This window comes from Nostoc sp., from assembly GCF_036917655.1.
Classification (GTDB): Bacteria; Cyanobacteriota; Cyanobacteriia; order Cyanobacteriales; family Nostocaceae; genus Nostoc.
This window is the reverse complement of record NZ_JBALCY010000047.1, coordinates 96,184-116,492: the sequence shown is the minus strand read 5'-3', so window position 1 is coordinate 116,492 and position 20,309 is coordinate 96,184. Positions and strand designations below refer to the sequence as shown.

17 protein-coding genes and 1 pseudogene are annotated in these 20,309 nt (G+C 42.7%); 13 read left to right on the top strand and 5 right to left on the bottom strand.

The features are described from left to right. Nucleotides 1-338: 338 nt before the first annotated feature. Complete coding sequence (locus tag V7K30_RS17265; RefSeq protein WP_335001230.1) at nucleotides 339-1,658, bottom strand: dihydroorotase; 1,320 nt, start codon at nucleotides 1,656-1,658, stop codon at nucleotides 339-341. 461 nt (nucleotides 1,659-2,119) lie between these two features. Between V7K30_RS17265 and lepB the strand changes: the two genes are divergently transcribed. From lepB to V7K30_RS17240, 5 genes and pseudogenes are all read left to right on the top strand, one after another. Next, a complete protein-coding gene (gene lepB / locus V7K30_RS17260; RefSeq protein WP_335001228.1) occupies nucleotides 2,120-2,761 on the top strand; it encodes a signal peptidase I in 642 nt (213 codons plus the stop codon). A 105-nt stretch (nucleotides 2,762-2,866) separates the two neighbouring features. Next, the gene (locus V7K30_RS17255; protein ID WP_335001373.1) at nucleotides 2,867-3,658 is read left to right on the top strand and encodes an MOSC domain-containing protein; all 792 of its coding nucleotides are present in this window, start codon (nucleotides 2,867-2,869) and stop codon (nucleotides 3,656-3,658) included. A gap of 527 nt (nucleotides 3,659-4,185) precedes the next feature. Further along, nucleotides 4,186-4,617 (top strand): annotated as a pseudogene (locus V7K30_RS34270) (response regulator); the annotation flags it as partial. Further along, nucleotides 4,614-6,449: a two-component system response regulator gene (locus tag V7K30_RS17245; protein ID WP_335001225.1), complete on the top strand. Its 1,836-nt coding sequence runs from the start codon at nucleotides 4,614-4,616 to the stop codon at nucleotides 6,447-6,449. The pseudogene V7K30_RS34270 and the gene V7K30_RS17245, both read left to right, overlap by 4 nt. A 268-nt stretch (nucleotides 6,450-6,717) precedes the next feature. Beyond that, entirely contained in the window at nucleotides 6,718-8,004 is a 1,287-nt protein-coding gene (locus V7K30_RS17240) for a hybrid sensor histidine kinase/response regulator (RefSeq protein WP_335001223.1), read from the top strand. A 58-nt stretch (nucleotides 8,005-8,062) separates the two neighbouring features. Here V7K30_RS17240 and V7K30_RS17235 read toward each other — a convergent pair whose 3' ends face one another. The 3 genes from V7K30_RS17235 to V7K30_RS17225 form a co-directional block, all read right to left on the bottom strand. Next, nucleotides 8,063-8,398: a XisI protein gene (locus tag V7K30_RS17235; protein ID WP_335001221.1), complete on the bottom strand. Its 336-nt coding sequence runs from the start codon at nucleotides 8,396-8,398 to the stop codon at nucleotides 8,063-8,065. A 105-nt stretch (nucleotides 8,399-8,503) separates the two neighbouring features. Beyond that, nucleotides 8,504-10,102: a hybrid sensor histidine kinase/response regulator gene (locus V7K30_RS17230; protein WP_335001219.1), complete on the bottom strand. Its 1,599-nt coding sequence runs from the start codon at nucleotides 10,100-10,102 to the stop codon at nucleotides 8,504-8,506. A 23-nt stretch (nucleotides 10,103-10,125) separates the two neighbouring features. Further along, nucleotides 10,126-10,755, bottom strand: coding sequence for a PAS domain-containing protein (locus V7K30_RS17225; protein ID WP_335001217.1), 630 nt, complete (start codon nucleotides 10,753-10,755; stop codon nucleotides 10,126-10,128). Nucleotides 10,756-11,410: 655 nt separating this feature from the next. Here V7K30_RS17225 and ldpA point away from each other — a divergent pair. The 3 genes from ldpA to V7K30_RS17210 all read left to right on the top strand — a co-directional run bounded on the left by ldpA (nucleotide 11,411) and on the right by V7K30_RS17210 (nucleotide 16,022). Beyond that, entirely contained in the window at nucleotides 11,411-12,595 is a 1,185-nt protein-coding gene (gene ldpA / locus V7K30_RS17220; protein ID WP_335001215.1) for a circadian clock protein LdpA, read from the top strand. An 85-nt stretch (nucleotides 12,596-12,680) separates the two neighbouring features. Further along, entirely contained in the window at nucleotides 12,681-14,414 is a 1,734-nt protein-coding gene (locus V7K30_RS17215; protein ID WP_335001213.1) for a R3H domain-containing nucleic acid-binding protein, read from the top strand. 324 nt (nucleotides 14,415-14,738) lie between these two features. After that, nucleotides 14,739-16,022 carry a glycerophosphodiester phosphodiesterase gene (locus V7K30_RS17210; protein WP_335001211.1) on the top strand — a complete coding sequence of 428 codons (1,284 nt, stop codon included), beginning with the start codon at nucleotides 14,739-14,741 and terminating at the stop codon, nucleotides 16,020-16,022. 311 nt (nucleotides 16,023-16,333) lie between these two features. Here V7K30_RS17210 and V7K30_RS17205 read toward each other — a convergent pair whose 3' ends face one another. Beyond that, nucleotides 16,334-17,533, bottom strand: a complete 1,200-nt coding sequence (locus V7K30_RS17205; RefSeq protein ID WP_335001209.1) for a Coenzyme F420 hydrogenase/dehydrogenase, beta subunit C-terminal domain — start codon at nucleotides 17,531-17,533, stop codon at nucleotides 16,334-16,336. Between the two features lie 107 nt (nucleotides 17,534-17,640). Between V7K30_RS17205 and V7K30_RS17200 the strand changes: the two genes are divergently transcribed. The 5 genes from V7K30_RS17200 (at nucleotide 17,641) to V7K30_RS17180 (ending at nucleotide 20,249) form a co-directional block, all read left to right on the top strand. Continuing rightward, nucleotides 17,641-17,793: a type II toxin-antitoxin system HicB family antitoxin gene (locus tag V7K30_RS17200; RefSeq protein ID WP_335001207.1), complete on the top strand. Its 153-nt coding sequence runs from the start codon at nucleotides 17,641-17,643 to the stop codon at nucleotides 17,791-17,793. Nucleotides 17,794-17,866: 73 nt separating this feature from the next. Continuing rightward, nucleotides 17,867-18,100 (top strand): hypothetical protein, encoded by a 234-nt coding sequence (locus tag V7K30_RS17195; RefSeq protein WP_335001206.1) that lies wholly within the window; start codon nucleotides 17,867-17,869, stop codon nucleotides 18,098-18,100. 6 nt (nucleotides 18,101-18,106) lie between these two features. Continuing rightward, nucleotides 18,107-18,505: a type II toxin-antitoxin system VapC family toxin gene (locus tag V7K30_RS17190; RefSeq protein ID WP_335001204.1), complete on the top strand. Its 399-nt coding sequence runs from the start codon at nucleotides 18,107-18,109 to the stop codon at nucleotides 18,503-18,505. A gap of 204 nt (nucleotides 18,506-18,709) precedes the next feature. Further along, a complete protein-coding gene (locus V7K30_RS17185) occupies nucleotides 18,710-19,237 on the top strand; it encodes a PspA/IM30 family protein (protein WP_335001202.1) in 528 nt (175 codons plus the stop codon). Nucleotides 19,238-19,385: 148 nt separating this feature from the next. After that, entirely contained in the window at nucleotides 19,386-20,249 is an 864-nt protein-coding gene (locus V7K30_RS17180; protein WP_335001200.1) for an alpha/beta fold hydrolase, read from the top strand. Nucleotides 20,250-20,309: the final 60 nt, after the last annotated feature.

Here is a 20,309-nt window from a genome sequence, read left to right as displayed (position 1 = left end):
CTTCCGCCAACGCGCAGCGTCTCGTTAGAGAAGGACGCCAAGCAGGGAAAAGAAGAATAAATAGGTAATATTATTGCGGGAAGGGAGTAGTTATTGAAGATTTGACTTGAAACACTTACAAATAAATTCAGGGTTTAAAGTTGCAATTTCTGATACATCGACAAGTCAATACCCTTTGGTTAAAAGGGTAAAGGAGGAAAAACAAGGATTTTCGTCTTTTACCTTTAACCAAACTGCATTGGTCTAGTCTTGACTCTGGTAGATGAAAATCTTGCGAGTCAAAGTATGACTTTGATGTATAATCATTTGTCTACTACGTAAGCTTAAATAAATATTTGCTACATGAAAATTAAAGGTTGACCTCGCACTTGCGTATTTACCTGGCCTTTGTCATAAACTATCTCACCGCCGACAATAGTGGTTTTAGCCCAGCCGGTGAGGTTCCAGCCTTCAAAGGGACTCCAACGGCATTTGGTTAAAAGTTCCTCGCGCCGGACTGGACGGTATGTATTTAAATCTACAAGCACTAAATCGGCATCATAACCAGGTGCGATCGCTCCTTTATTAGGAATACCATAAGCCACAGCTACGTTTTTAGACATCCAGTTTACAACTTGAGCCACAGTACACTGTCCCTCCATCGCCGCAGTTAACATCAAGGCTAGGGAAGTTTCCACCCCAGGCATTCCCGAAGGACTATTGGGGTATTCTTGAGCTTTTTCTTCTAAGGTGTGGGGGGCGTGATCTGTAGCGATGAAATCAATCACGCCATCGCGCAAAGCTTGCCAGAGAACTTCGTTATCGTGGGGCGATCGCAAAGGTGGATTCATCTGTGCTAGAGTACCAATCTTCTCATAAGCACTGGTATTCAACAACAAATGCTGTGGCGTCACCTCTGCTGTTACCCAACTAGGTTTATCCTGACGCAGCAAATCTGCTTCTTCAGCCGTTGACATATGCAGGATATGCAGACGACGTTGATATTTTTGAGAAAGTTTTAATGCCAGTTGAGTTGCAAGCAAAGCCGCTTGATTATCTTGAATTTGCGAGTGAACGGCTGGATCGTGAATATTGGCAAATTCTTGGCGTCGTTGGTTAATTCTAGCTTGGTCTTCGGCATGAACGGCAATCAAGCGATCGCCTTTGGCAAATATCCCAGAGAGTGCTGTTTCGCCATCAACCAGCAACTGACCATGCATCGACCCCATGAAAATCTTAATTCCCGGTGTTGGCTTGGCCAAAAGCAAATCTGGTAAATTCTCTGCTGTTGCCCCAATAAAAAAGCCATAATTAACCAAACACTTATGTGAGGCCCGGTCTAGTTTATCGTCTAAAGCCTGCTGTGTCGTTGTTAGGGGGCGTGTGTTGGGCATTTCTAAAAAAGAAGTGACTCCGCCTTTAGCGCAAGCACAACTGGCGGTGAATAAATCTTCCTTGTGTTCTAGTCCAGGTTCCCGGAAATGTACCTGCGGATCAATAACCCCTGGCAACAAAGTTAAGCCTTCTGCGTCAATTTCAGTGACTAGTGCTGTTTGGGAGATTTCTGGCGCAACTTCGACTATTTGGCGATCGCGCGTCAACACATCCCCAATCATCAGTTCACCATTGGGTAAGATTATGCGAGCGCGGCGAATAAGTAAAATTTGTGGAGATGACATAGGGTTCAACAATTAAAAATGAGAGATTCAATCGTGGCAAGAGTTATGGCTATTTCCCGGACGTTTTCTTAAGCAAAGGCAGCTTATGTATTACAGAGAACTATGCTTTTAGGTTAAACTTAGTCGCGCTCTGAGTGAGCAATTTTGCCGCCTGTTAAAAAAAGTTTATTTTTAATTTATGAAGAACCCCATCAATCAATTTTGGATTTTAGATTTGGGATTTGGGATTGACCTTATCCTAGAAAGTATGCGGTTTGGGGATTTGAGATTGGTTTCGCCCACCAGAGGCGAGTCATGAACCAGAAGAAACACTCCCAATCCAAAATTTCAAATCCACAATCTAAAATTGGTAGTCAAGATGCGAACATGACTAGGAAATTAAAGTTTTCCCGTTAAGATTAACAGATAAAGTCTCACTAGGCTAGTTAATTACCTACATCTTTCCTTAGTTAAGTAATTTCATGCATAATCAAGTGTCTGATAACAACTCTAGTCAACAACCCGATAATTCCTGGATCGCAGAGCTAGGTAGAACAATTGTATTGAGCATTGTTCTAGCTCTGGGTATTCGTACCTTTGTAGCTGAAGCACGCTGGATTCCTTCGGGATCGATGGAACCGACTCTGCATGGTACGCCAAACCAGTGGGAGGCAGACAAAATCATTGTCGATAAGTTGAAATATAAATTTGCTGACCCGCAGAGGGGAGATATCGTAGTATTTTCACCTACGAAAGAATTACAAAAAGAACAATACCAGGATGCTTTTATTAAACGGGTAATTGGCTTACCTGGAGAACAAGTACAACTTAGAGATGGCAAGGTCTATGTTAACAACAAACCCCTACCAGAGGCTAATTATCTCAGTTCTGGGCAGACCACAGTAATTGATGTTTGTCAATCAGGGCCACAGCCACCTTTTTTGGCAAAACCCCAGACTATACCAGCCGACTCATACTTAGTACTAGGTGACAATCGTAACAATAGTTATGATGGCCGCTGTTGGGGTCTTGTCCCCCGCCAGAATATTATTGGACGGGCTGTAGTTCGCTTCTGGCCTCTAAATCATATTGGAGGAATAGATAAATCGCCACTATATCCATAAATTGACAATAAAGGTGGTTAAGTAACAAAAGAATTTTAGATTTTAGATTGGGGACTGCTAAATCACCAATCTTTAATCCAAAATCTCAAATCCAAAATTCCTATGATGCCTTATCTAGCCAAGATTTTTCTGTATCCAGTTAAATCACTGGATGGTATTGAAGTCGATAACGCTAGAGTTCTTGCTAGTAGCGCACTACAGCATGATCGCGAGTTTGCTATTTTTGACGAACAGGGTAGATTTGTCAATGGCAAGCGTCATGCTAAAATTCATTTACTAAGGGCGCAATTTGCACTCTTCAATAGAACTATATCGCTACAAATCCCAGGCGGCGACTCACAACAAATTTTTCATTTGGATGACGAACGGCAAGCGCTAGAAGCAACTTTGAGTGATTTTTTTGAGTTTGCTGTCACATTAAGCCAAAACTCTTTGATGGGCTTTCCTGACGATACACACTCACTTGGCCCAACGGTAATTAGTACGGCAACGTTGGCAGAAGTAGCTTCTTGGTTTCCCGGTTTAAGTGTAGATGAAATGCGCCGTCGGATGCGTGCCAACATCGAGATTAGTGGTGTACCAGCATTTTGGGAAGATCAGTTATTTAGTGAACAAGGTAATTTATTTTCCTTTCGAGTGGGAGATGTGGACTTTTTTGGGGTTAACCCATGTCAGCGTTGTATTGTCCCAACACGTGATTCTTACTTAGGAGAAGCTTACCCAAACTTTCAAAAAATCTTTGCAACCCAGCGACAAGCAACTCTACCAAATTGGGTTGCTTCATCACCTTTTAATCACTTTTACAGATTGAGTGTCAATACCCAATTACCCCCATCGTCAGCCGGAAAAATTTTACAAATCGGCGATGAGGTTGACATATTTCCACAACAAAATTAACATTTATTCAAAATAAAAAATACAAAGTAAATTTTTTGGAATTTTTTTTGTTTATACTTTGTATTTGCATGAAAGTTTTAAAATTGTTGTGGTTAAAGATAAGTTTTTGTACAAGTCCAGAGGTTTTGAGACCGGAAAATCAAGACATCAGCAATTAAAAATTAAATTTTAGGATTGAGTACTAATGGCGACCTGAATTTTAGAATGGCATACTGTAGCTTATCGGTTAAATTTCAGTTCATCTGAGAAAATGTGTTGAAATATTGCCAGATAAAACTGAGCAAATTCAGGTGCGATGTCTACGATGGTCACTGAGCTTTGTCGTACCCTTTGGGAAGCAAGCTACGCGTAGCGTCTCGTAGAGAAGTGCGGGCTATTCGGCGTCGCAAAGTTTGAAAATTAGGCGTTGGAGGAACTCAGTCACTGGTGTCATGGGAAATGATGCTTTTGGTGCGTCCACTTTGCGAACGCGGACGCCAACAGGCCTGCCTCCCGCTTTCAACTTCTCTGGGATAACATAGGGTTACTCCAATACACACACGATTATTATTGCCCTAACTGCTAGCGCCTTTGAGGAAGAACGCCAGAAAATTTTGTCTATTGGTTGCGATGATTTTATTCGCAAGCCATTCACACAGGAAGTATTATTGGAAAAACTGAGCCAACATCTGGGTGTAAAGTATACCAAACAAGTAGATACCATAAACACAGCAGTTGTCGATCAATCCACACAGATGTTTGTCAGTGTTGCCGAACTCCTAAGCCATTTATCACAAATGTCACCTGAGTGGCTCCAACAGATGCACTATGCCGCAGCCAGCTGTAGCGATTAACTGATTTTAGAGTTAATCAAGCAAATTCCATCAGATAATGGTCAAGTTTTTCAAGTTCTCCGGGATTTAGCAAATAACTACCAGTTTGAGAAAATCATGGAATTGACTAGAAGAAACATAGAATGAATTACGAGCATTTAGACCCCGATAAAAAAGATATTTTGATCATTGACGATATGGCGGACAACCTCCGGGTTTTATCCTCGATATTGACAAGAGAAGGGTATAACGTTCGTAAAGCTTTGAACTGGCAAATGGCACTGACAGCAACTCAAACAGTATTACCGGATTTGATTTTACTCGATATTATGATGCCAGAAGTAGATGGCTATGAAATTTGTCAGACCTTTAAAGCTTGGGAACTAACAGCCGATATTCCGGTAATTTTTATTAGCGCTTTAGATGATGTTTTTGACAAAGTTAAAGCCTTTAAGGTAGGTGGTGTAGACTACATCACCAAACCTTTTGAATTTCAAGAAGTTTTAGTGCGCGTCCAAAACCAACTGGCATTGAGGTCGGCGCGATTAGAAATATTGAAACTAAATGTCGAACTGGAAGATCGGGTAAAACAGCGGACTGGGGAGCTAGAAAAAGCTCTACAAAAACTCCAAAAAGAAATCACTTCCCGCCAGAAATTGCAAAGTCAACTGCTAGACATAGCGCTGCATGATTCACTGACTGGATTACCAAACCGAGTTTTATTTATTAGGCAATTAGAAAATGCTCTAAATCGGGCGAAGCAAGAATCTAGTTATCAGTATGCGGTACTTTTTTTAGACTGCGATCGCTTCAAAGTTGTCAATGATTCTCTTGGTCATGTGGTGGGAGATGAATTGCTCATAGCCATCGCTTGCCGCCTGCAAGCATGTCTGATGCCTATTCATACTTTAGCACGATTAGGCGGGGACGAATTTGGAATTCTCCTAGAAAATATCACAGATATCAACATAGCAATCCAAGTTGCCGAACGGATTCTGCAACAGCTATCACTTGCTTTTAAACTGTCAAGATATGAAGTATTTATGAATGCCAGTATTGGTATTAGTTGGGGGAATAAAGATTATGATCGCCCCGAGTATTTGCTGCGGGATGCTGATACGGCAATGTATCGAGCTAAGGCTCAAGGAAAAGCCAACTATCACGTTTTTAATCCAGGGATGCATCAGGAAGCTATTCAGCTTTTAGAGTTAGAAAATGACCTGCGAAGGGCTGTTGAAAGGCAAGAATTCCTCGTTTATTATCAGCCAATTGTTTCCCTACCTACAGGCAGAATTTCTGGATTTGAAGCCTTGGTGCGCTGGCAACATCCGATTCACGGTCTGGTTTCTCCTACAGAATTTATTCCTGTGGCAGAAGAAACAGGTTTGATTAATGCCATCAATACTTGGGTATTAGAGTCAGCTTGTCATCAACTAAGCATCTGGCAACATCATCCAGTGACACCCGAACCTCTAACTATTAGTGTCAATTTGAGTGCAAGGTTATTTTCACAACCCAATTTTGTAGAACAAATTGACCGAATAATTTATGAAAATAAAATAAATCCTGCATACTTAGAATTAGAAATTACAGAAAGTGTAATTATGGAAAATACTAATGCGATTAAAATAATTCTGCAAAAATTAAAGCAGCGAAAAATCAAGTTGATTATGGATGACTTTGGTACAGGGTATTCATCTTTGAGTTATCTGCACATCTTTCCTTTGAATGCACTCAAAATCGATAAATCTTTCGTAAAACGGATGCTGGAAAACAAAGAGAATATGGGGTTAGTACCAGCAATGATTGGCATTGCCAACTCAATGGGGATGAGTGCGATCGCTGAAGGTGTCGAAACACAAGAACAGTTAGCTCAATTGAGAAGTTTAAACTGTAATTTTGCTCAAGGATATCTGTTTTCTAAACCCATAGAACAACAATTGGTTCTTAAGTTGCTTGCCGCAGCCCCTCAATGGTAGCTATCAAATAGCATCTGGGAAAAATTTCATTGTTGACGCTCGGCTAGATAATCTGCATGTGCTATCTACTATACTGCTGTCAGCAGGCTATCACGTTCGCAAACCTCATAACTGGCTGATAGCTTTGAGCGTCTGTAAAACTCTCCAGCCACCGTGGGAGTTAAACTATAAATATAAGTATTTTGGTAAAATCGATCAACAAATTTCAGGGTGATTTCAAAGAAGCATTTACTATCCTCAATAATTATCCGCCTAGCTTTTGATAATAATGCATTTTAATCAAACTAACTATCATAAAAGAAATATTTTGGTAGTCGATGATACCCCAGATAATTTGCGGCTTTTATCGGCGATGTTGACTGCACAGGGTTTTGAAGTTCGCAAAGCCTTAAACGGTAAAATGGCACTGACTGCGTGTCAAATGGTTTTGCCTGATGTGATTTTGCTGGATATCAATATGCCAGATATGGATGGCTATCAAGTTTGTCAACAACTGAAAGCTGACGATAAAACTTGTGAAGTCCCAGTAATTTTTATTAGCGCCCTGGATGATGTTGTAGATAAGGTAAAAGCCTTTGATGTTGGCGGTGTAGATTATATTGCAAAACCTTTTCATGGGGCAGAGGTTGTGTTGCGAATTGAAAATCAGATTAATTTACGTTTGCTCCAAGTTAAACTGCAAGAAAAAAACTTTTTGCTCCAGCAGGCTCTTGACAACTTGAAAGCCTCTCAAGTTAAACAGATTCAGAACGAAAAGATGGTGGCGCTGGGGCAGTTAGTAGCTGGGCTTGCTCATGAGATTAATAACCCCATCAGTTTTATTTATGGCAATCTCCAATATGCTGGTCAATATGTGCAAGACCTAGTGAATATGATTGAGGTCTATCAACAGGAATATCCCAAACCCACACCAAAAATTCAGCAAATAGCCAAAAATATAGACCTGAATTTTATGATTAAGGATCTGCAAAACCTTATAGGTGCAATGTATAGAGGATCTGATCGGATTCGGGAAATTGTCCGGGCGTTACAACACTTTTCTCGGCATGATGAAGCAGAGATGAAGCGGGTAAATATCCATGAAGACATCGAAAACACTTTGGTAATGTTACAACATCGACTCAGGGAAGCAGCAGACCGTCCCGCAATTGTTGTAGTGAAAGATTATGGTAACTTGCCCCTAATCACTTGTTATGCGAGTGAACTAAACCAAGTATTTATGCATCTGTTGAATAATGCTATTGATGCAATAGAAGAGGGAGTGGGAAATCAATCTCCTACTCCCCAAATTTGGATTCACACAGAGGTGATAGACTTGAATATGGTCAAAATTGCGATCGCTGATAATGGCCGTGGTATTGAAGAGTCGGTGCGATCGCGTTTATTTGACCCATTTTTTACGACAAAACCTGTGGGCAAAGGTAGTGGGCTAGGATTATCCATTAGTTATCAGATTATCGTGCAAAAACACCGAGGACAGATTACCTGTACCTCATCTGTTGGCAAAGGAGCAGAGTTTGCGATCGAAATTCCCATAGAGCAACCTAAGCGTTAGATGAGAACATCTCGTTTTCATCCTCCGCATTGGGGTTAGTGACTTTCTTTGTGGAAATTTAGCCAACAGCGAACTCGGTAAATTGTCGTTTGAAGGGGGAATGAAAAGCCAATACAATATCTTGTTTCGGTATACCTCGATTGGTAAGCTCATTGGCAATACCTCCTTCTATACCATCGTGCTGAATCCAAATTTTTTCATTTTTAATATCTAGATGTAAAACACAGCCATATACACGGCGTTTGTTTGACCAGCCTGCATGAACAAGTTGATAGCGATTACGCTCGTCATCAAAAATTACTTCGGCTTCGACTTGTTCGTTACTAGATTTAATTTCACTGTAAGCCTGTAACAATTCTTGAATTATTTGACGGTATTGTTCTACTTTTGCCATTTGACGATCATCTCCTCTTCTGGGTCGAAAATAATCAGTCGAACTTGGTAACGTTAAATTAACAAGCGCGGCAGTTCTAAAGTGAAAAAAGAACAACCCGTTGTGTCACAAGTTTAACGGCAGTTGAACTATGAACGTTGTCCAGCCCTGAGTGCTGGTAACTTCTATTGTGCCTTGGAGATATTCGACTAACTTCTTCACTAATGCTAAACCTAATCCTGTGCCGCCATGTTGCCAGCGATCGCTTTGAGGAATCCGGTAAAATGGCTCAAAGATCCGAGATTGTTCTTGTTTGGGGATCATCACCCCAGAATTGCTAATTGTGATTTGAAAGTAAGGAAGTTGAAAATTACGTAATCCACCAGATTCAGCATCCTTATTGATTAGACTTTTTGTGGTGTCAATTACCTGAACATCAACCGTAATCTGTTCATCAGGCGGGGTGTATTTACAAGCATTGTTAAGTAACTCTGAGACAATTTCGGTCAGGCTAGCTAAGTCTGAAACTAAAGGTGGTAAATTTGCAGGAATGCTAACTTGCAAAGTCTGTTGCCTAGCTCCAGCCCGTTCCTGAAAATACTCGGCAACATGAGGCAGCCAGTTTTGGAGTTGAATTGAAGTTAATTCCAATGGATAGACATCTGCATCAAGCATTCGTATATGCAGCAAATTGTCTACTAAATCTAGCTCTTGTTCGCACTGCTCACGCAGGATACTTAAGTAGCGGGCTACAGGTTCAGATGGGGAAAGTGCGTTTGAATTTAAGATGCCCTGCCGATCAAGAATATTTTCTAGCGCGGAGATTGCCATTTTGATGTTTGACAAGGGCGTTCGCATTTCATGAGAAGTGGTTGCCAGAAAATCCTCTTTCAACTGGTTCAGCCGTTGGAGTTCTGTGACTCGAATTTCTGTCTGTTGGGCACGTTCATCTGCGAGATTCCGTTCTTCGGTTAGCCGTCGTTGCGTATCATCCCGGAAAACTAGTACGGCTCCTGTAATTACACCACTATTATTTCTCAGGGGAGTAGCGCTATCAGCTATTAGTGTAGTTGTCCCGTCTCTGGCAATTAGTAGGACGCTACTGCCTAGATAGATAGTAGTTTCTTGTTGGAGGGCTGCGATAATTGGATTTTGGGCGGGGATCTGAGTTTCTTCGTCAACGAGTTTGATCACCTCGGTTAACATCCGTCCCTTGGCTTCATCCCATCGCCACCCTGTCAAAGCTTCAGCTACCTGATTTAGGTACTTGATGCTTAACTGAAGATCGACTACAATCACCCCATCACCCATTCCCCCAAGCACAGAACTCAAAAATTGTTCGCGATCGTAGCGATTGAGTGCTGTTTGAATGGCAACGTAAAGTTCTTGCTCCTTGATGGGTTTGAGAATATACCCAAAGGGGGATGTCAACGTTGCCCGCTCCACGGTTCTTTTATCAGAATGACCTGTGACGTAGATAACAGGAATTTGTAAATGATGCCAGATTTGCTCAGATGCTTGAATACCGTCCATCTCGCCTCGCAATCTGATATCCATTAAAATCAAGTTTGGGCGCAGTTCGGTTGCTTTCTCAATTGCGGCTTCTGCGGAATCAGCGATATCTACAACAACATATCCCAAGGACTCTAAATTTTCTTGTAAGTTGATCGCAAGGATATATTCATCTTCAACAACAAGGACTCGAACTGTCTCTTTTGTCTGCATGTTTGATGAGATGCCAATCATGTTCATGCCCGGCTGTTTGTAAAAATAATTTTGAACTCTGTTCCCTGTTGAGAGTTAATTTCAAGTTTTCCCCTTAGCTGCTTGACTAAACCCTGGACAAGAGTTATGCCCAGCATTTTAGCTTTCTTGCTATCAAAGTTTTCAGGTAAACCAATACCATTATCTCGAATAATGAGTGTCAAAGTAGACTCAGATGCTTGATAAAACTTAACCTGAATTTCACCTCTTTGATTACCAGCAAAGGCGTATTTCAAAGCGTCGGAGACATCGTTAATGTCCGCAATTGAACCGACCAATCGCACTGGATTTCCTTGCTGATTCCAGATCGCTTTTGCCCGCGATCGAAACCATCGGTAGCTGCCATTCTTGCACCGGAGACGATATTCGACGTTATAATCTGAAACTTGCTGGAGCAAATAAGCCTCTTGTGCAGCCATGACTCTTGTATAGTCATCAGGATGAATGCGAATACTCCACTCGTCATCGCTATTGCTAATTTCGTTGGGTTCATATCCCAACATTGTGAACCAAAGCTCAGACCGGAAGGTTTGATTAGTAGATATGTCCCAATCCCAAATTGCTTCATTAGTACCGGCGATCGCTAAGTGCCAACGTTCTTCAGTTTTTTGCATTCGCGCAGCGCGGCTTGTTGTTCGGTGATATCTCGCCCTTCTGGAATCAACAAAACAACTTGACCCGTCTCGTCTGGAAGGGGACGCAGTGAAAAATCGATTGTTGTTACTCGGTTATTTGCGCCTAGAACATCAACTTCATAACGGATAAACTATCCTTGAGCAGCACGGGCGATCGCTTGTTGCACCGCCAGTCGGTTCAGCAATTCTACCTCATCTATTGCGTGGAGAAACTAATTTGAGTTATCCCGTGAACTGCAATTCCTATTTATTGACAATTTTTTAGCTTTGATGCTCTTTTGGGAAAAGTAATCAAATTTAACCCAGGTTTACGGTAAGGGATTTTCAATAAATTAAATTATCCAATTTTGTGGGATGGAAAGAAGTCATCGCGCTAGCTATCCTGCGAGAACGCCTAAAGGTCGGCGTATCAGCTACGCGTAGCGTCTCGGACAGAAGGCATCAGAACTTCTCCGATGGTAGCTGTGCAAGGGACGGAGCATCTCGCCCCTTTGATCAACTGGCTGGGCTAGAGAGCCACTCCCCACAAAAAATAGTTGGATATTTTTTTACTTGGAAGTCCCTTAATTAGGAAATCAGGATTTTTCTTGATTACAGACTACTATTTTTAGTCGCATAAACGCATAATAGAAAAGTGACTGATCTGTTCGCCCCTTTACAATCTCTCAAACAAGGTGACTGGTTCAAGCTGATCTGCGGAGCCAGCTTCCAGCATTTGCCGGCAGTCAGAAGTTTAACGTTAGCCTATACTTTGGCGGGCGCTGACTGCATAGATGTCGCAGCTGATCCAGCGGTGATTGCAGCGGCGCAAGCAGGGCTACAAGTAGCCAGAACTCTTGCTAGGGATGCCCAAAAGCGAGGTTTTGACTACAAAGGTAACTCACCCTTTTTGATGGTCAGCCTAAACGATGGAGAAGACCCCCATTTTCGGAAAGCAGAATTTAATCCTACTGAGTGTCCTACAGACTGCCCTAGACCCTGTGAACGGATTTGTCCGGCACAAGCAATCGTGTTTAACAGTATAAAATCAGACTTTTCGGGAGTATTATCACAAAAGTGCTATGGCTGCGGTCGTTGTATACCAGTTTGTCCCTATAGTATAATTTATACAAGTTCATATATGTCAACGCCGGGAGCGATCGCGCCATTGGTAATGTCAACGGGAGTAGATGCCGTAGAAATCCATACAAAAGTCGGGCGGTTGGCAGAATTTGAGCAATTATGGCAGGCAATTTCACCGTGGGCCGATCAACTAAAGTTACTAGCCATCAGTTGTCCCGATGGCGAGGGGATGACTGACTACCTGAGAGCAGTATATAACCTGATTGCCCCCCTCAAGAGTGCTTTAATTTGGCAAACCGATGGTCGTCCCATGAGTGGTGATATTGGCGATGGCACCACTTTAGCTGCGGTGAAATTAGGGCAAAAAGTTTTGGCAGCTAAGTTACCGGGATATGTGCAGTTAGCAGGCGGCACTAATAGCTATACCGTTGCTAAGTTAAAGGCAATGGGACTACTCAGCGATTTGAGATTGCCGATTTTAGATTTTGGATTAGAAGACACCAATCCACAATCTAAAATCCAAAATCGTTCGATTGAGCGTAGCCGAAATCCAGAATCAAAAATTGCCGGGGTCGCCTACGGTAGCTACGCCCGTGTACTGCTGTCACCAATTCTCGAACAGTTAGAGAATAAGGAGGTAAGTAACACCAATGTAAAGGCGCCTGTTCGCCTAGAAGAAGATGATACATTACTTTGGCAAGCTGTAGAACTTGCCCATTCTCTCGTTTCCCAGATCAAGTCACAGCAGGAGCGCTAATCGCTCGTTCTTTGAAAATTTCCCAAAGCGGCTTCTCCTGCACGCAAATGTCCTCGCTATCTCTAAAAACGTCACCATAGAAAGCATGACGATTACAGACGATCTCCAAAAGTTATTAGACATTTTGCCCCAAGACCTGCGACAAGTACTAGAGAGTCATCCCAAACGAGATAGTTTAGTAGAAGTGGTCTTGGATTTGGGTCGTCGCCCAGAGGCTCGCTTTCCCAATCAAGCTGAGTATCTGAGCGAAGTACCCGTTACTCAAGAACAGATAGATGATTGCATTCAACGAGTCGGAATCTTTGGCGGAGATAATCGGGCAGGAATTGAGCAAACTTTGCATCGGATCAGCGCCATCCGCAACCGCACCGGCAAGATTATTGGCTTGACCTGTCGCGTTGGTCGGGCGGTATTCGGAACCATTGGCATGATCCGCGATTTGGTAGAAACGGGTAAATCGATTCTCATGCTGGGTCGTCCAGGCGTGGGCAAAACTACTGCCTTACGGGAAATTGCCCGTGTTTTGGCGGATGATCTGCATAAGCGAGTGGTGATTATTGACACTTCCAACGAAATCGCTGGGGATGGTGATGTTGCCCACCCCGCCATTGGTCGCGCTCGGCGGATGCAAGTGGCTCATCCAGAACAACAGCATCAGGTGATGATTGAGGCAGTGGAAAACCATATGCCAGAAGTGATCGTCATTGATGAAATTGGCACGGAACTGGAAGCTTTAGCGGCTCGTACCATTGCGGAACGGGGTGTACAGTTGGTAGGTACTGCCCACGGGAATCAGATCGAAAATCTGATTAAAAACCCCACCCTGGCTGATTTAGTTGGGGGTATCCAAGCTGTGACACTGGGAGACGACGAAGCTAGACGCCGGGGCAGCCAAAAGACTGTTTTGGAGCGGAAAGCCCCTCCTACCTTTGAAATTGCGGTGGAAATGTTGGAACGCCAACGCTGGACAGTACACGAAAGTGTTGCTGACACAGTAGATAATCTGCTGCGGGGGCGTCAGGCTACCCCACAAACGAGAACCGTTGATGAACAGGGCAAAATCGGTGTTACACGCCAGTTAGCTGTTGTCAACGGTCGCGGTGGACAGTTAGCAACAGTGGAGGAATCTTTCCCACCAGCGCGACCGTCTAATGGCTGGCGTTCATCTGGACAAATGGTTGCACTGCCGCAATTGCCTGTAGAGCGGGTAACTGGACGCAGTGAGTTTGATCGTTTGTTGGATGAATCCTTCAATTATGCTGAGAGCATTGATTTGGGTGCTGCTACTAGACAGCCCGGCCCCAATGGTGAAGATTTGCCACTGCACGTTTACCCTTATGGCGTTAGCCGCCACCAGCTAGAACAGGTAATTAGCGTACTAACTTTACCCGTGGTATTGACAAAAGATATAGATAGTGCTGATGCAATTTTAGCACTGCGATCGCACGTCAAAAACCACGCTAAATTACGCCAAATGGCCAAAGCCCGTCATGTACCCATCCACATGATTAAGTCCAGCACCATTCCCCAAATTACCCGTGGTTTGCGGCGGTTGCTGAACATCGACGACCCAGAGATGGCTGATGACCGGGAACTGCAACTGTTTTTGCACAATGGTAGCGATGATGAGATGGATGCCTTGGAAGAAGCTAGACTTGCTGTTGAGCAAATTGTGATTCCGAAAGGACAACCAGTGGAGTTATTGCCGCGTTCTCCCCAAGTCCGCAAAATGCAACATGAGTTGGTAGAACATTATCGCCTCAAGTCGCATAGTTTTGGCGAAGAACCAAATAGAAGATTGCGGATTTATCCGGCATAACCTCACCGAATTTTAGATTTTAAAAGAACCCCACCCCCAACCCCTCCCCGCTCTTCGGGAGGGGAGACAAAACGCAGCTTTGTCGGGGTGGGGTTCTTCGGGTTTAATAAGCAATCAAGCGGACATGATATCAAGTGGTAAATCCAGTCCCGCAGAAGACAGCCAATTACAGAGTTTAAACTCTCGTAAACCTTGTTTTAACCTCGCAGTCTCAAACTATAAAGTTATAGATTTGCGAGGTTTGAAAATATGCTTCGGCTCAAACGTTATGTATTATTTCTCTGCTTTTTTCTAGCATTATCTGTTTCAGTGATTCTAGGGAGTATGAATTTTGTTCACGCTATAAACTCCCCTAAACTAAATACTCTATACGGACAAGCTCCGATAGTAATCGGTCATCGCGGCGGTGGAACTGGTTATCGTCCAGAACATACGGTGGGAGATTTTGGGCATGATCTGATTGGTTCTCACAACTTAGGAATTGAATTTGGTGCAGACTACATTGAACCTGATTTGGTAGTAACCAAAGATGGAGTCTTGATTGTTCGCCACGAACCTCTATTGGCAACAGTGAAAACAGATAGCAATGGCAAGATTGTTTACGATGCTCATGGGAAACCTACTATTCAAGAAGCCACAACAAACGTTGCCGATGTTTCAGAATTTGCTAAACGTTTAACAACCAAAGTCCTTGACGGGAATCGTGTTACAGGTTGGTTTGCAGAAGACTTTACTTTAGCTGAGATTAAGAAACTGCGGGCAATCGAGCGCCTCCCAAGTATTCGTCCTCAGAATACTCAATATAATGGTGTGTTCCAAATCCCTACTTTTGATGAAGTTATCAATCTTGCCAAACGCAGCGAAGCAAAAACTGGTCGGAAAATTGGTATCTATCCCGAAACCAAGCACCCAACATATTTTGCTGAAGCTGGTAAATATTTAGATGGCACTCCGATCCATGTCAATACTTCACAACTTCTGATTAATCAGTTGGTTGCGAACGGCTACACCAATCGCGATCGCATTTTTATTCAATCTTTTGAAGTCTCTAATCTTAAAGAATTAAAAAATAAGATCATGCCTGCTGCTGGAGTCGATATTCCTCTGATTCAGTTAATTGATAGCAGTGGCGCTCCTTATGACTTTATTTACCACAAGGTTCCTCAAACCTACGCTGATCTGATCACTCCTAAAGGGTTGACCCAAGTTAAAACTTACGCAACCGGAATTGGCCCTGACAAACGGCTAATTGTGCCTGCCTCTGCACGATTGAATAAGCAAGGTCAACCGATTGATATTAATGGAGATGGGCAGATTAGCGATGCTGATAAGTTCCTCGAAAAGCCAACTTCCTTAGTTAGCGATGCTCATAATGCTGGCTTGCTACTCCATCCTTACACCTTCCGCAGCGATTCATATTTTCTGTCCCCTGACTACCACGGGCAACCGCTTCGTGAGTTTGAACAGTTCATTAAGTTAGGAATAGATGGCTATTTTACTGACTTTGCTAATTTTGGATACGTTGCCAAGCAACAAGCGATACATCGTCCCGTGAACCTCAAAGAATTAGAATATGGGAACTTCCAAAAATCAACTAACCCACAGTAACGTTTACACCTCAACTACGGCAAATGATTGAGATGATGTTTGAAAAGTATTATTGCTAACACCAAAAGCTCTCAAACCTAACCCCCCTACCCCATTCCCTACAAGGGAATGGGAGTTTCAAAGCCTCTTGACCTTTCGGAGAGAGGAATCTACTCTCCAGTATTACAGGTTTACTCGTCAAGCCAGTAGTTACAACTGAGATGGGGAGATGGGAGATGGGAGATGGCAAGAGTTAGAACTAGATCCATCCACCCTGGAACCTCAAAGCTTCCAATGCCCCATGCCCAATGCCCCATGCCCCAGATTCTATTTTATTCTGGTAACTTATATTGCCCAACAATACGCTTGGCAAACTCTGGAACGTGCGCTTCTAATTTCTCTGGATGATTTCGCTTCACATACAAATAATTCCGAGTAAAGTGAGAATCAATCGAAAACCGTGCATATTCTAAACCCTTGGGGCCGATTTTTTCGATTACCACACCCATCAGTTTTGCTGCCCACATCGGGAGGGTAACGCCTTTATCGTAAGCGGGAATACTTTGCTGTACAGCTTCCTTGCGGTTGCCTTTAGACATCACTGGTTGAGTATCTAACTGGTCTTTCACCAAATCCAGCATTTCCTTACCAGTGTCATTTCTAACTACAATCCATTGCCAACCGAAAGGTGCGCCCATGTAGCCAACAACTAAATCGGCTAGGGAGTTGACGTAATCAAAACAACTCATACAGGATGGGGCAAAGACATCTTTGAGTTTGTTAGTCTTCAAACCAAAGAAAGGCACTGTTTCTGATGAGCCATCCTCATGTTTGAAGTGAACCCGGAAGTCTTGCATGAATTCGTAATGCACAACTGTATCAGGCGAGCGGCTGGTGGTTTCTAAGAATTTTTGCAGTCCGGCGCGATTAACATTATCTACGCAGGGCGTACCCAAAACATACAGCTTTTCTAAACCCAGTTGTTTTTCTACGGCTCGTAGCGCCTGGATTTGGCAACCAACACCAATTACTAATAGCCGCTTCATCCCCGATTTCTCTATCTGTTCCAATACGGAAAGGTTCGGGGAAAGCGTTGGTTTATTTACCCGCGCTGCTAGTATTTCTTCTGGAGTTCGGGCGATGATGGGCATGGGTTGAAAGCGGTCTTCTTTGGTGTTTTGCACACACACGACACCTTCAACTAAGCCGCGATTGAGCATTTCAATAGCAATGCTGCTAACAATACCTGTCCATTGTGCGCCTTCGATGGGTTGCTGTTTCCGCGCTGCTATCATGTCTTGGTGAACACCAAAGTAGAGTTCATCAGGATTGTCGAGATGGCGCGATCGCGTGTGCGTTTCTTCTTCAAGTTCGCCTATTTGCTGATTAATAAAAGCGCAGGCTTCCTTGACATAGTGAATATAGTATGTATCGCATAGTCCGCACTCGCTACAGAGTTCTTTCGCAGGGCGGCGGCTGGTAGGTTTTAAGGCTCTGGCTTTTTTGTGCTTGCTAGAATCAACTGAGGTCATATAAATTTTTTGTTTTATCCAGGAATCGCTTTTATTACAATACCTTTACTCGCTATGAACTTCACGATAGAGATTGAACAAGAAGAGGATGGACGCAATAAGCAGAAGTGATTGATTTTCCTGGTGTGCTAGCTTACGGGCAGACACGAGAAGAAGCAGTTGCTAGAGTTCAAGCATTAGCACTGCGTGTTTTGGCAGATAAGCTGGAACATGGGGAAGTTACGCACACGCGATCGCGCCAGTACAGCCCAAAAATTTGATGTTTTTAAGCAAATCGGCATCTTTTTAGGATTAACTTTATAATTTCTCTGAGTACAAATTTGGTAAATACTAATGTTGCAATCTATTGAAGGAGTATACAATAACGGGGAGATACAACTCTCAGAATTACCATCTGATGTATCAGAAAGCCGTGTTATTGTCACTTTTCTAGAATCAAAAAAATCTCAAGCCCCAAAGCAGATAATGCAGCTTGGTATGTTTTCTGGAAAGAAACAATCAACAGAAAAAGATTTTCACATTACTGAATTTCATGGAGATACCGAAGACGGATTAGATTGGTCATAAGTAGTTATGAAGTACGTGATTGATACTCATGCTCTCATCTGGTTTATCGAAGGAAATTCCCGATTAGGTGCTAATGCCAATGCTATTCTTTCTAATCCTGATTCCCAGTTAGTTATACAAGCTACAACATTAGCCGAAGCTGTTTGGATTGTTGAGAGAGGAAGAACATCTATTCCTTCTGCCAAGAATTTACTTTTAGCAGTTGAAGCTGATCCCCGTGTGGTAATTTATCCATTGGACAAAGATGTAATTGAAACAACTATGAGTTTATCTGCTATTAATGAAATGCACGATAGACAAATTACTGCAACTGCGCTAGTTTTAGCAAATAAAGGTGATGAAGTGCAACTATTAACCTGTGATTCAAATATGACCCCATCAGGATTAGTTACGATTATTTGGTAATGAGTGCGTAAAATTGTAATATTTTTAAACGCAAAGTAACGCAGAGTTTTGCCTAATTTATTTCGCTACGAATTAATGAAATATTGTACTGAGACTTTTCTGACATAGCATTAAAAGCAAAAGTCAATACTTAAGTAATTTTCCGAAGACGCAACAGTATTAATTAGTCTACGCTCTGGGTAATAAGGCTACTCAGATAAACTTATGGGACTTTACGACCAAAATCAATCATCACAGGATGCGCTACAAAAGTTACGCGAAGGGGCAAGCCACTCCAGAGTAGCCCAAGAAATTGCTCAACGAGACTATGCGAAAGCTCAAGCGGCAACTGATAAATGGGAACAAGAATATCAACTTGCTTTGAAAGGAAGTAATCAGGATTTAATTCGTCAAGCAAAATTCCAAAAAGAACGATACCAAGCAATTGCTAGTAGGCTAAAAACCCTTGTAGAGGAGCAACAACCGCAAGTAGACGCAATTAAAAGTAGTTTAAAATCTTGGAAGAAAAAGGTTTCAGAAGCACAGAATGAAGTATTACGAAGTAAGCCTAAGAACAGTGAGTTTTCACCGACATTCATCAGCTTTGAACATGAAGATGTTGATGTATGGGTTGATGATGAATTACAGCGACTTAAAGAAGCATTATTGCTACCACCTAAACCTCAAGAGCAAACTAAAGCTAAAAAAGACAATTCCTGCTTGGGCGGCAGCAACGAGAACAGAGGTGCTTGAAAGGTAGATTACAAGGTGATTTCAGCAGATTGTGTTTCCATGACTATGATATGATTGCACGAGAGCAACTGTTCAAAATTTCAGTTAATAGTTTTTTGTAGTGAGTGAACAATGAACATTGCCGTAAAGATTTAAGTCTTTTCTTAAAATGAATTCATACACTGAAACAGAATTCTTTGTTGGTGCTATTCCGTATCAAATGTACGTTCAATATTACCGGCCGAGTCAAGACCAAAATCCAGTTCCTATTGTGCTTTTACATGGTGCATTTCATACAGGTACTTGCTTTGTCAAAACACCCGATAATCGCCAAGGTTGGGCAGCATATCTGGCAGAAAAAGGCTACCAAACTTATATTCTTGACTGGCCAGGGCATGGTCGATCGGGTTTTGTTCCAGACTTCCCCGTGATGTCATATCAACGGATAATCGATGCTACAGTGGCGCTACTCCAACAGATTGGCCCGGCTGTGATTCTTACCCACAGTATGTCTGGTGTCGTTGGTTGGGAGACGGCACAAACTCATCCCAAACTTGTTAAAGCTATTATAGGCATTGCACCAAGTCCACCAGCCAATCTATTACCAGTTATCACAAAAAACTCTTCTTTGGCTTTTCCCGAAGACCGTCCACGTATCCAGTCGCGTGAAGATACTAAAAAGTACTTTACCAACTCAGATACTTTTCCGCAACAGGCATTTGAAAATTACTTTTGCAGTTTGGTCGCTGAGAGTGCGCGGATTAGCAACGAACGCAGAAATGTTGAACGAGGAGGGTTTTATATTTGCGACCCTCAGATACTATTTGATATTCCCATCTGTGTGATTACAGGCGACCAAGACCCGCGCCATCCTCGTGAGACAGATGCAGAAACTGCAAAATATTTCCGGGGTGATTTTATTTGGCTTCCTGAAGTTGGACTCCCTGCCCACGGTCATCTGCAAATGCTTGAACACGGTAACTTAGCGATCGCTGACCTGTTTATCAATTGGCTAAAGAGCAAAGGTTTATAGTTGCTGACTTTTCACCGTATCTGAAAAACCTACCCATGAGAGAGGGGGCTAGGTCTTTCG